This is a genomic window from Shewanella piezotolerans WP3 (assembly GCF_000014885.1).
Classification (GTDB): Bacteria; Pseudomonadota; Gammaproteobacteria; order Enterobacterales; family Shewanellaceae; genus Shewanella; species Shewanella piezotolerans.
This window is the reverse complement of sequence record NC_011566.1, coordinates 1,721,035-1,733,350: the sequence shown is the minus strand read 5'-3', so window position 1 is coordinate 1,733,350 and position 12,316 is coordinate 1,721,035. Positions and strand designations below refer to the sequence as shown.

Here is a 12,316-nt window from a genome sequence, read left to right as displayed (position 1 = left end):
AGTATAGAATGGGCACAAGAAAGGGGCTTAAAGCCCCTTTCGCATTGAACTGCTATAGTTCTAAAGGTCTAAGCGGCTTCAACGTCATGTTTAACTGCGGTGTAATAACATAAGCTAGAGTTGCAAAACATCAGATCATTACTCGCCGTGAGCATAAAGTATTCGCCGAAAATATTGCCACCTTTATCCTCAAGCTTTACGCCGTCATCTGTACGTTCGGAGATCATTTCATCCAAACTGTGGCAACCATCGTTATACCAAGTCTCTAAATAGTAGGTCTCAGCCTGCTTATAAACTGTAATTTTATCACCGAGTAATGGACGTTCATCGATCCAACGGCCAACGACTTCTCGGTTTTCAATAGCGTCAACTTTCGAAAATAAACGCTTACGCTTTTCAACTACTGACATCTCCATCTCCTTGAGCTTGGTGCGATTCTCAATTTGAATAACTTCTTTTGCCTTATTGCGTACAACAGCCATCGAATTATCTACCCCGGAACAGTTAATAAATCATTATTTTATTATGTAAATCAATTGTTATTGTAGGTAAGTTTACCGCTAAAGCGACTACCTTGTAACCTAAATTGTATCGCACAATTAAAATAAAAACGCGATTTAAGTCACTTTCTATGCATTACTTTAGTAAATTTGAATAGAAACGCAAGCGCAACAAACCGTAACGAGTTTTTTTAGCCTATTTATTGCAAAGTTTGATATAACTTTGTTTGATTATAAAAACAAAAATCAATATGGCGTGCAAAACGCTTGCTCTACTCTTTATAGGACAGATAATGAAATTCAATCGAAGACACTTTCTAAAAACTGCCGGTATTGCGGCGGCAAGCCTTGCCAGCCCCTCTTTTGCTTCAGGTTCTAATACCGTTCCAGCGCCTCCGATACAAGGAAAAAGCGTAATGGGCTTGATAGCCCCAAAAATGGACACGGTTAGAGTGGGGTTCATTGGTGTTGGCCAACGTGGCTCAGGTCATGTTAAACATTTTTGCCATTTAGAGGGCGTAGAGATTGTTGCGATATGTGATACCGATACAGAAGTACTCGACAGATCAGTCGCATTTGTTACAGAACAAGGACTCAAGACGCCCGCGCGCTATAGCGGTAGTGAAAAGTCTTATCTTGAATTACTCCGCCGCAAAGATATCGATATAGTGATCATCTCAACCCCATGGGAATGGCATGCGCCAATGGCTATTGATACGATGGAGAGCGGCAAGCATGCTTTCGTTGAAGTGCCACTAGCACTTACTGTCGAAGAGTGTTGGCAAATCGTTAATACTGCAGAAAAAACTCAGAAAAACTGCATGATGATGGAAAACGTCAATTATGGCCGTGATGAGTTAATGGTGCTTAATATGGTACGCCAAGGCGTTTTTGGTGAACTGCTGCATGGGGAAGCAGCATATATTCACGAGCTTCGTTGGCAAATGAAAGAGCTCAATCAAAAAACAGGCTCTTGGCGCACATACTGGCATACGAAACGCAATGGTAATCTATACCCTACTCACGGTTTAGGGCCCGTTTCGCAGTATATGAATATCAATCGTGGCGACCGTTTTGATTACCTAACTTCAATGAGTTCGCCAGCGCTTGGTCGCGCACTATACGCACAACGTGAATTCCCTGAAGATCATGAACGCAATCAGCTCAACTATATCAACGGCGATATTAATACTAGCCTCATTAAGACGATTAACGGCCGGACCATTATGGTACAACACGACACGACAACCCCAAGACCATACAGTCGCCATAATCTTATCCAAGGCACTAATGGGGTATTTGCAGGCTTCCCAAATCGGATAGCGATTGAAAAAGGAGGTAACGGAAATTTCCATAAGTGGGATATGGATATGAGCAAATGGTATGACAAATATGACCACCCTCTTTGGCAGCGAATGGGGAAAGAGGCCGAGAAAAATGGTGGCCACGGTGGCATGGACTTCTTAATGCTTTGGAGGATGGTGTACTGCCTGCGCAATGGCGAAGCCTTAGATCAAGATGTTTATGATGGTGCGGCTTGGTCAGTGGTCAATATACTTAGCGAAGAGTCGGTGAATAATCGCAGTAATTCGGTTAATTTTCCTGACTTCACCCGCGGCGCTTGGAAAACCGGTAAGCCTCTAGGAATTATTGGCGCCTAACCCTGTTTCGTTAATTTATAAAAAAGCCCTACAACAGTATTGTAGGGCTTTTATCTATAGCCAATATACTTAGGGCTATGAGACTAAATAATCATTAGCTCTCTTTACGCTCTGCGGCTTCGCACGCTGCAGCGGTAAAAATCACATCAGTTGAGCTGTTTAGTCCTGTTTCAGCTGAATCTTGAATCACACCAATGATAAAGCCAACAGCTACAACCTGCATTGCCACATCGTTTGAAATACCAAATAAGCTACATGCAAGCGGAATAAGCAACAAAGAACCGCCTGCAACACCTGAAGCACCACAAGCAGATACCGCAGCCACAACACTCAGTAAGATAGCGGTCAAGATATCAACCTGTACACCTAAAGTATTTACCGCAGCCAAGGTTAAAACCGTAATGGTGATTGCAGCGCCGCCCATATTAATGGTGGCACCTAGTGGAATAGAAACTGAGTAAGTATCTTCATGCAACTTTAGCTTTTCGCACAACGCCATATTAACAGGGATGTTAGCCGCACTTGAGCGCGTAAAGAAGGCTGTGACACCACTTTCACGCAAGCAAGTAAATACTAACGGATAAGGGTTACGACGGATCTTGTAATAAACAATCGCAGGGTTAACCACAAGCGCTATGATTGCCATTGCACCGAGAAGCACAGCGAGCAATTGAGCATAACCAGCAATTGCCGCAAAACCTGTAGCAGCAAAGGTCGCTGATACCAGACCGAAAATACCAATTGGCGCTAAGCGAATAATAAAGCGTACCATTTGTGAAACACCATGGCTCACGTCAGCAAAAACTTGCTTAGTTGAATCACTTGCATGGTGCAGTGCAATACCTAAACCTACACCCCAAGCTAAGATACCGATGTAATTGCCTGTCATTAGCGCATTAACCGGGTTATCAACAACTTTGAACAACAAAGTATTGATAACTTCGCCAATACCTTCTGGCGGAGTGGCGCCTTGGGCACCCGTTACTAGAACCAGCGTAGTTGGAAATGCAAAGCTCATGAGTACTGCGGTTAGTGCTGCGCAAAAAGTACCAAACAAATACAACAACACAATTGGTCGCATATTAGTTTTGGCATTCTTTTTTTGGTTTGCAATAGAAGCGGCAACTAAGATAAAAACCAATATTGGTGCAATGGCTTTCAATGCGCCAACAAATAGCTCACCAAGAAAGGCAACGTTCTCTGCACCTGTTTTTGAAACTGTCGCCAATACAACACCAGCGATAATACCTACGAGAATTTGTAATACGAGACTGCCACTTGCCATTTTGGCAAACAGAGATGTTTTTTGATTCATTACTTAACCTGCATTTATAATTTTTAGTTTTTATTAATTTGATTTAAGGGCTAGCAGCAAAGTTGTAAGCCTTAAATTAAATTAATCTTCCTTCAACAGTGTTTGTATCGGATGTGGCCATAGTTGTCTACCTTTGCTAGACAATTAGACCTCGTTATTACTCTGAGGCAGCATATTACTAACAAGCTACTAAATATTAGCAATAGCTTTTACTTTATTCGCGCCACGCAGCATAGCTTCAATAAGCTCATGAGCATCGAACTTGGTCAGTGCTTCATTAGCGCCAACTTGATGAGCCTGGCTAACACTTATCTCACTCGATAGCGAAGTATGTAAGATGATATAGGCATCTGCGATAGCGGGGTTATTCTTAACTTCAAACGCTAATTCATAGCCGTCAAGTCCGGGCATCTCAATATCACTGACTAAGATATCGATAGCATGACCATTCTTTTCAGCCTGCTCCATAATTGCAAGAGCGTGCTGCCCATCGGCGGTCACTTGATAAGGAATGTTGATGCTATCTAACGCATCCGAAAGTTGTTTACGGGCAACCATCGAGTCGTCTACCAGTAATATTTGCAGTGGCTTAAGCTGTTCTCGCTGCACATCGGTCAAAATAGCGCGAGTTGTTTCAGGACTTGCAGGAAACACTTTTGAAAGTAGCAGTTCAACATCCAATAACTGAACTAATTTATCATCGATACGCGTGACACCGGTTAAGAATGCATTTTTCCCTAAGTTATTTGGCGGTGATTCAATATCTCGCCAATTACACTCGATTATCTTGTCAATTGAACGCACCAGAAAGCCAATCACCATCCGCTGACAATCGGTAATAATAATATAACTGTCTTTTAGCTCTTCATCCGACATGGGCCGATAACCAATGGCGGCTGCCATATCAACAACGGGAATAGTGGTACCGCGGATGGTTGCCGCTCCTAATATCGTCGGATGAGATTGAGGAATGACACTGAGCGGACTATAGGGAACTAACTCCCTGACTTTTAATGTCCCCAGCGCAAAGAGTTGAGTATATGACAGTTGAAACAATAATAATCCTTGGGACTGCGTTGCCTTACTTTTCATTATATTGTTATCTCTTAGTTACTTAAGTCTTCCTGATTTGCGCAAACAAACTTTACCTTAATCGTATCAAACTCACAATTAAAGCTGTGACTCAATCGGTAATAATGCGATACAGTCAACTAAGAATTTGCGCCAAAGACCTGCATCAGGCTCGCTATAGATCTCGCGCCCTTTTAGATCGTCATGCCAAATAAGCTCATCATCTTCAAGTGATAAACGGTAGGTATCTGCAGCCAAACTAGCTTCAATCCCCTCAACCACTCCACCGGCTAATTTTTCATTATTAATAATCAGCCCCATTTCTGTGTTGAGCCACGCTGAACGCGGGTCAAAATTAAACGAACCAACAAAGATTGAAGAACGATCTATAATAAATGTTTTCGCATGTAAGCTGCTCTTAGAGCTTCCTGTCCAACTGCTACTTTTCTTAATATTAAGATTGGCTTTAACTTCAAATATGCGTACACCTGCTTCTAATAGCCTTTCACGGTAAGCTCGATAACCAGCATGTACAGCAAGTACATCTGTTGCGGCGAGACTGTTCGTTAACACCGTGACTTCGATTCCACTTTTGACCGCATCGATTAGATTGCTCGTTCCCTCTCTAGTCGGGACAAAATAGGGCGATACAATCATTACCTCATTTTCAGCTTGAGACAAAAAACCACCTAAATCAGCTAGCATGCTATCTGACTCAGATTGATGGTTTTGTTTGTCAGGTTGATCATAGATAAGCTTAGCCTTCCCCCAAAACCATGGTAAAGAATGACTTTGCATCTTTTGAATTAAGTCACTGTCTAATAGACGCTTAATATAGGTGTTGCTGCGGTATTCAGCTTTAGCATTATCAACCACAGCCATTGCTTGTGCTAAGTCTTGTTTACTCACCTCGTGCTTGGCGAGTGCATTAATGTTAACGGTTAGCGGTGCATTCCAATACAAGTCAAACTGATCTGACACCTCATCAACAGATTCACCGATCGCCATCAAGTCAAAGTCACCAAAATCGACATCGGTGTGATTTGAGAAATACTCATTGCCAATATTGCGACCACCGACAACGGTAATCGTATTATCAACCGTTAACGACTTATTGTGCATACGGTGGTTCAGCCGAGAGAAACTACTTAAAAAGGCGATATTTCTAAAAGAACGTTCGAAAGACGGATTATATAAGCGCACATCAATATTTCTGTGCTTAGCCAACAAGATTAAGGTGTCATCGGCGCCCTTTGTTGCCATGTCATCAAGCAAAATTCGAACTCTTACACCCCGTTCAGCGGCATCCATCAGGTGCCACAGCAACAACCTACCGGTATCGTCAGCGCGATAAATATAATACTGTAGATCAATACTGCTTGAGGCGGCATTAACCAAAGCTAATCTTGCAATAAAAGCATCCACGCCATCCGTGAGAGGCACCACCCCGGTACGGTTTGGATTAGCTTGTAGATCGGAGGCTACATATTGTGAAAGCGCAGAGTTGGGATCAACTGACAGCTTAAATGTTGCTGTCTTTTCAGGATATTGAGGGGTTACTTGGCAGCCAACCAACAATATAATGGCTGCCCATAGCAATAGTAACTTTGCAGGAAAAGCAGTTAGCAATCCGATTGCTTTCATTGAATAACTTCAGTTGTTAACTAATACCTATTCTTGTAACGCATAAAGCACATCAAATGCAAATTGATCCCAGCCATCAGCGCTAAATGCTATATCACGAATTGCTCTTATCTGACTCACGGCATGTAAAGGCGCTGCGCCGTTATCCATCAGATAGTAGGCCATAATCAAGCCAGTTCTATCTTTACCAGAGCGGCAATGAATTAGAACTGTTTTATTTTGCGCTTCACATTGGCGAATATAAGCCAATGCCTTAGGAACTTGCTCTACGCAATACTCAAGATCTCCCGCTTCAGGCGGCGCATTGCGCGAAAAAGGAATGCACTTGTATTCGATGCCTACTGAAGAAAAATCCTCATCTTCACAGGATTCACCATTATTAACTGAAAGAATGGCATCAATGCCCTCCCCTTTCAATTCAGATAGATCCCAAGCGTCTTTATTGGGGCCACTGCGTCCTGCAATTTGTCCTTCTACTAACCAAAATAGGTGTTGCATACTTTGTCCTAATTAATCTTAGCGTTATACGAAGTAAAATTTACAATGGGTACTTATTTCTTTGCCCAAAGGTCAGCATTTGCCTTCGGTAATTTGTTACGGTGTTTCTTGCCAGTACCAGCGGGTTTAGCCATCGGTTTCTCGATACGTGATGGACAATCTTCAGGCGCTTCAGCATCTGCTTCAAAACCTGGGTACTGTTCTCGTTCGAGTCTTAGCTTATTCTTTTTCTCTATCACTTTGAAATGTTGATACTCATCATGAGAGATGAGTGACAATGCTAAACCCGCTTCGCCAGCTCGACCACTTCGACCAATACGGTGCATGTAGTCAGCAGGGCTTCGCGGTAACTCATAGTTAATTACAATAGGTAGTTTTTCAATATCAATACCACGAGCAGCGATATCGGTTGCAATAAGCACCCGAGTTTCACCACGCTTAAAACCGTCAAGCACTCGCGTTCTTGCCCCTTGGCCTTTATCACTGTGAAAAATTTCTGCGGTTATACCGGCATTATCTAATTTTTGAGCTAAGCGATTACAGGTATATTTTGCACTGGCAAATATTAGAATTTGCTGCCAGTCATTTTGTTTTATCAGCTCAACTAATAGTGGCGTTTTACGATTACGGTTAACCGTAATAACACGCTGAACTAAGGTGTTTTTCTCTTCACTCTGTAGTTGAACCTCCACAGGGTTATTAAGCAGAGATTGGGTCAGTAATGACACTTCTTCAGGAAAGGTCGCCGAGAAAAGCAGTGTTTGTTTCTTCGCGGGCAATTTCTCTAGCAACGCAGCTAATTCATCGGTAAAGCCTAGGCTCAACATACGATCAGCTTCATCGAGGACAAGGCTGCTAACCTTATCTAGCTTAACAGCATTACTTGACATCAAGTCGAGTAATCTTCCTGGCGTCGCCACTAAAATGTCTGCACCGCCGCGTAAGCTCTGCATTTGACTGTTAGTCGAAACGCCGCCATAAACAGCCAGTACTTTTAGGTTCGGCTTGATGTTTTGTGCATAACGCATAAAGCTGTCAGCAACTTGCTGTGCCAACTCTCGTGTAGGAACCAATATTAGACTCGAGACATAGTTACTTTGGCGAGTCTGTTTAGCTGATTTCGCTAGTAACTGAATGATAGGCAGGGCAAACGCAGCCGTTTTCCCAGATCCAGTTATGGCTCCGCCCAGTACGTCGCTACCAGCTATGACTGCAGGAATAGTGCTCTGTTGAATTGCTGTTGGCGACTGATAAGCCAAAGCATCAAGTGTTGCTAGCAATTCAGGGATTAGCCCTAAATCCGCAAAGCTTTTAAGCTGCGGTGCTTTTTCAACAGTGGTTATAGTGGCTTGAGTTGCAGGATCTGGCTGAGTCATATTTACGGGCGCGACCTAATCAAAAATAAGGCGGCTATTCTACGCTAATACCGTCAAAAAAGCTTTGCTTTGATGCTAAATAACGCCCCCGCCCCTGCAAATATAGTCACTAAGGGCGCAGTTTTTATGTTAAACGACTGAAATCCCCTCCAACTGTAATAGCTTTTGCTTTAATGATAAACCATAGGCGTATCCCGTTAACTTGCCATTCTTTCCAATCACTCGATGGCACGGCACAATTATCGCGATAGGATTAGCACCATTAGCAGTGCCCACCGCCCTAACGGCTTTAGGCCGACCAATTTTATCAGCAATATGCGCGTAACTACATGTACTGCCATAACCTAACTGGCTCAATGAGTGCCACACTTGCTGTTGAAACTCTGTTCCTTGTGGTGCAAGGGCTACAGTAAACAACTGTCGCTCTCCCGCGAGATATTCAAGCAACTCTTTCTTAGCTTGTTTGAGGTGCGCCTCGGCGAGCGATATTGACTCTTTTTCGTTTGAAGCATCAAGCAACACCTCTCTTGTTTGCCATCCATCACCTGTTTGTGGCACAAAACTAAGATGACTGATCCCAGATGCATTGGCGCAAAGCGAAATAACCCCCACTGTTGTTTTAAAATTAAGCTTGGCTAACGGTGCTAGTTTTATCATGATAAATTCCACAACTGAAAGGTTAAGTAACTTCCCCAAGGGCTGATGGTTTTAGTTATATCCTTGGTTAACGCAGGGTAATCTATTGCGTCTATTTCCCCTGCATCTTGTTGATGCTGCTGATACAAAGACAACACTCGCTTTTTAACAACCAGATCACCGCATAACAATATGTCAGGATGACTTGCGCCGCGCATTTGTGCATAAGCGATAGTCCAGGGGCCAATCCCTTTTATTGATAACCAATCATCAAGCGCTTTATCTGGATGTTGCTTTACAAACTCACCTAAAGCGTTAAGTGCGAGTTTTCTTGCACCAGGCATTTTTAATTCATCTAGACTAGCACTAGCCACGGCCTCAGGGGTTGGAAATAGCACAACCTCTTTATCACCGATAGCGCGCCGTTCACCGTAAGCAAGTACAAACTGATTGAGTAGTTTCGACGCTTGTATAATACTCACTTGTTGCCCCAGTACAGCCCTGCAACCAGCTTCAAAGGTTGACCAAGTTCCTGGTAGCCGTAAACCTGAGATCATCAGTGGCTTCAGCGGCACTAATAATGCTAAATCTTGCTCTATTGCTTGCATGTTGGCATTAAGGTCGAGGAGTCTTTTAATATTTCCAATAATAGCACTGAGCTCTATCAGCCCTTGCTCATTGTCCAGAACAATATCTACAGTGAAACTATTACGTGCCTGATTGTGATTGGCATCGAAGTAACCACTCACACCATTGAGGCTAAAGCTGCGTCCATAATTGCTTTCAGACTGAAGCCATTCCATATTACTTACCGCTCTGTCCTGATAAAAGTCATGTTGCGCCTGCCATGCTAACGGTGGACGGTATGATAGTTCCACAGACAATTTAATCGATGCAACGAAGTTTAGTTCTGATGCATCGCTTACTGACTTATCGGAGGATATTGACTGAGTTTCAGGAGATATAGCCTGCTTTCTGAAAGTCGACGGCGTGAGCTTTAATACCTGTTTAAAAGCTTCATTGAAACGACGAATACTGTTAAAGCCAGCGGCCAATCCGACTTGCGTAATCGTTAATTCTGTCTGATGCAATAGTTGTTTGGCAAACATTAGCTGTCGATATAGTGCATATTGTTTAATAGAAGTTCCAACGCCTTCGTTAAATAGCTTTCGAAGATAGCGACTACTTACTCCAAGCCTTTCAGACAGCCGCTCGATACTGACAGCATCAGCTCCTATTAGTACGCCACTGTCAATGAGTTGTATCGCCCTTTCTAGCGTAGTTGCAGTCCCCTTCCAAGCATATGAGCCTGGCGCACTGTCTGGACGGCAGCGTAAACAAGGTCTTAAACCCGCATTTGCTGCTTTCAATGGCGAATCAAAATAACGTACATTTTCCTCCTTCGGACTGACTGCTGGACAGATGCTACGACAATAAATACCTGTCGTTAGCACACCAGTAAAAAATTGGCCGTCAAACCTAGCATCTCGAGCGAGTCTCGCTTTACGGCAAATGTTGCTGTCAATTATACAATCATGGTTGACCATCAGGCTTCCGAAGCTGTAATTATCTTAAGTAAATATTACCATCTACCAGCGTTATAACTAGCGGAAAACGGAACTGAATATAAATACCGAATTCTTGCCCCAATTTATTAAATACCTTGTATGCTATCGCTATTGAGCAACATTTTCGCAACGAATACACGCAGAGATACTAAATGTTTAAAAGATTTGAATCTTGGGTAAACGCATTACCAGCAGAAGAGCCAGAACAACCACCAAAAGGGATATATGCCTTTTGCCGACATTACACAAAAGGTTTTGAAGTACCACTGGTCATTATGTCTATTTTGACTGCATTGCTGGCTATTTTAGAGGTATCGCTATTTGGCTTTATGGGTGATTTGGTTGATCTTTTAATCAACAATGATCCAGATACCTTATTCGAAAAAGAGGGAGTGAAACTACTTGGGATGACTATTTTAGTATTAGTCGTTATTCCGCTGTTGGTCTTACTGCATGCATTGATTGTTTATCAAGGTTTGCTAGGCAACTATCCCATGTCTATTCGCTGGCTAGCTCATCGTTATTTACTTAAGCAAAGCGTATCTTTTTATCAAAATGACTTTGCAGGGCGAATCGCCACAAAAGTCATGCAAACCTCATTAGCGGTAAGAGAAACAGTAACTAAGCTATTGGATGTATTAGTTTATATCTTGGTTTATTTCACTTCTATGGTGGTAATGATAGCAAAAGCCGATTTAAGGTTAATGTTACCAATGCTGATTTGGCTGCTGATCTACATAGGATTGCAGGTGAGGTTTTTACCACAGTTAAAAAAGGTATCCACAGAACAAGCGGATGCCCGTTCAAACATGACGGGACGTATCGTCGACAGTTATACCAATATCGCCACGGTCAAACTGTTCTCTCACACCCAAAAAGAAGCTGAATATGCTAAAGGCAGTATGACTACCTTTTTGCATACCGTTTACCGTCAAATGCGCCTCGTAACCAAAATAAACGTAAGTGTACAAGTCATTAACTATGTATTGGCCTTTAGTATCGCAGCCGTGTCAATTTGGTTATGGCGTGACAGCGCAATTAGTGTAGGAGCTATAGCCATTGCCATTAGCTTATCTTTGCGCCTTAACGGTATGTCACAGTGGATAATGTGGGAGATAAGCTCCCTATTTGAAAACATCGGTACAGTCGCAGATGGAATGAATACATTGTCTAAACCCACCGATATAACCGATATTGAAAATGCCCCCGAACTTAAGGTCGAAAAAGGCGAGATTAATTTTGATAATGTGAGTTTTCACTACGGTGAGAACAGTGGCGTGATAGACGGACTCGATCTCAACATTCAAGCTGGCGAAAAAGTGGGTCTTGTTGGCCGTTCAGGCGCAGGTAAATCTACTCTAGTAAACTTGTTAATGCGCTTTCATGATGTTGAATCAGGAAAGATACTCATAGACCAACAAAACGTAACCCAAGTCACACAGGACTCACTGCGCGCGCATATTGGTATGGTCACTCAGGATACTTCCCTACTCCACCGCTCTATTAGAGAAAATATCCTCTATGGAAACCCCGATGCATCTGAAATGGAGTTATTAACTGCAATTAAGAACTCACAAGCTTACGAGTTTATTCAAACTCTGACCGATCCAGATGGCAACATAGGGCTTGATGCCCAAGTTGGTGAACGCGGCGTTAAATTATCTGGTGGTCAACGTCAACGGATTGCCATTGCGCGTGTACTACTCAAAAACGCACCGATCTTGTTACTCGATGAGGCAACATCCGCATTAGATTCTGAGGTAGAGGCTGCTATTCAAGAAAGTCTATATCAGCTAATGGAAGGTAAAACGGTAATTGCAATTGCACATCGCCTATCAACAATTGCCGCTATGGATAGACTCATAGTCATCGATGAGGGCAAGATTGTCGAGCAAGGTACTCATCAAGAGTTAATTAATGCAAGTGGTATATATGCCCAACTATGGGCACATCAAACAGGGGGCTTTCTGGGGGTAGATTAATCAGCAGTAGCTCAAGAACATATATAGATAATAAAGCCACCTCTACGGTGGCTTTATTATCTATT

10 protein-coding genes are annotated in these 12,316 nt (G+C 42.8%); 2 read left to right on the top strand and 8 right to left on the bottom strand.

Features of this window, described 5'->3' with window-relative positions:
* Positions 1–68: 68 nt before the first annotated feature.
* Positions 69–482 (bottom strand): hypothetical protein, encoded by a 414-nt coding sequence (locus tag SWP_RS07465; RefSeq protein WP_044555759.1) that lies wholly within the window; start codon positions 480–482, stop codon positions 69–71.
* A 311-nt stretch (positions 483–793) separates the two neighbouring features.
* Between SWP_RS07465 and SWP_RS07460 the strand changes: the two genes are divergently transcribed.
* The gene (locus SWP_RS07460; RefSeq protein WP_020911823.1) at positions 794–2,161 is read left to right on the top strand and encodes a Gfo/Idh/MocA family oxidoreductase; all 1,368 of its coding nucleotides are present in this window, start codon (positions 794–796) and stop codon (positions 2,159–2,161) included.
* 94 nt (positions 2,162–2,255) lie between these two features.
* Here the strand turns inward: SWP_RS07460 and sstT are convergent, their stop codons facing one another.
* From sstT to SWP_RS07425, 7 genes are all read right to left on the bottom strand, one after another.
* A complete protein-coding gene (gene sstT / locus SWP_RS07455; RefSeq protein WP_020911822.1) occupies positions 2,256–3,476 on the bottom strand; it encodes a serine/threonine transporter SstT in 1,221 nt (406 codons plus the stop codon).
* 189 nt (positions 3,477–3,665) lie between these two features.
* Entirely contained in the window at positions 3,666–4,568 is a 903-nt protein-coding gene (locus SWP_RS07450) for a chemotaxis protein (RefSeq protein ID WP_020911821.1), read from the bottom strand.
* Between the two features lie 78 nt (positions 4,569–4,646).
* Positions 4,647–6,191 (bottom strand): phospholipase D-like domain-containing protein, encoded by a 1,545-nt coding sequence (locus SWP_RS07445; protein WP_020911820.1) that lies wholly within the window; start codon positions 6,189–6,191, stop codon positions 4,647–4,649.
* A 27-nt stretch (positions 6,192–6,218) separates the two neighbouring features.
* Complete coding sequence (locus SWP_RS07440) at positions 6,219–6,689, bottom strand: phosphatase domain-containing protein (RefSeq protein ID WP_020911819.1); 471 nt, start codon at positions 6,687–6,689, stop codon at positions 6,219–6,221.
* 53 nt (positions 6,690–6,742) lie between these two features.
* Complete coding sequence (locus SWP_RS07435) at positions 6,743–8,065, bottom strand: DEAD/DEAH box helicase (RefSeq protein ID WP_020911818.1); 1,323 nt, start codon at positions 8,063–8,065, stop codon at positions 6,743–6,745.
* A gap of 129 nt (positions 8,066–8,194) precedes the next feature.
* Positions 8,195–8,722, bottom strand: coding sequence for a methylated-DNA--[protein]-cysteine S-methyltransferase (locus tag SWP_RS07430; RefSeq protein ID WP_044555758.1), 528 nt, complete (start codon positions 8,720–8,722; stop codon positions 8,195–8,197).
* Positions 8,719–10,248, bottom strand: a complete 1,530-nt coding sequence (locus SWP_RS07425; RefSeq protein ID WP_020911816.1) for a DNA-3-methyladenine glycosylase 2 family protein — start codon at positions 10,246–10,248, stop codon at positions 8,719–8,721. Before SWP_RS07425 ends, SWP_RS07430 begins: the two co-directional genes overlap by 4 nt.
* Before the next feature lie 173 nt (positions 10,249–10,421).
* Between SWP_RS07425 and SWP_RS07420 the strand changes: the two genes are divergently transcribed.
* Positions 10,422–12,251: an ABC transporter ATP-binding protein gene (locus SWP_RS07420; protein WP_020911815.1), complete on the top strand. Its 1,830-nt coding sequence runs from the start codon at positions 10,422–10,424 to the stop codon at positions 12,249–12,251.
* Positions 12,252–12,316: the final 65 nt, after the last annotated feature.

Coding starts and splice junctions, on each gene's coding strand:
- SWP_RS07450 (WP_020911821.1), bottom strand. CDS start 4,568: ATGAAAAGTAAGGCAACGCAGTCCCAAGGATTATTATTGTTTCAACTG.
- SWP_RS07445 (WP_020911820.1), bottom strand. CDS start 6,191: ATGAAAGCAATCGGATTGCTAACTGCTTTTCCTGCAAAGTTACTATTG.
- sstT (WP_020911822.1), bottom strand. CDS start 3,476: ATGAATCAAAAAACATCTCTGTTTGCCAAAATGGCAAGTGGCAGTCTC.
- SWP_RS07440 (WP_020911819.1), bottom strand. CDS start 6,689: ATGCAACACCTATTTTGGTTAGTAGAAGGACAAATTGCAGGACGCAGT.
- SWP_RS07435 (WP_020911818.1), bottom strand. CDS start 8,065: ATGACTCAGCCAGATCCTGCAACTCAAGCCACTATAACCACTGTTGAA.
- SWP_RS07460 (WP_020911823.1), top strand. CDS start 794: ATGAAATTCAATCGAAGACACTTTCTAAAAACTGCCGGTATTGCGGCG.
- SWP_RS07430 (WP_044555758.1), bottom strand. CDS start 8,722: ATGATAAAACTAGCACCGTTAGCCAAGCTTAATTTTAAAACAACAGTG.
- SWP_RS07425 (WP_020911816.1), bottom strand. CDS start 10,248: ATGGTCAACCATGATTGTATAATTGACAGCAACATTTGCCGTAAAGCG.
- SWP_RS07465 (WP_044555759.1), bottom strand. CDS start 482: ATGGCTGTTGTACGCAATAAGGCAAAAGAAGTTATTCAAATTGAGAAT.
- SWP_RS07420 (WP_020911815.1), top strand. CDS start 10,422: ATGTTTAAAAGATTTGAATCTTGGGTAAACGCATTACCAGCAGAAGAG.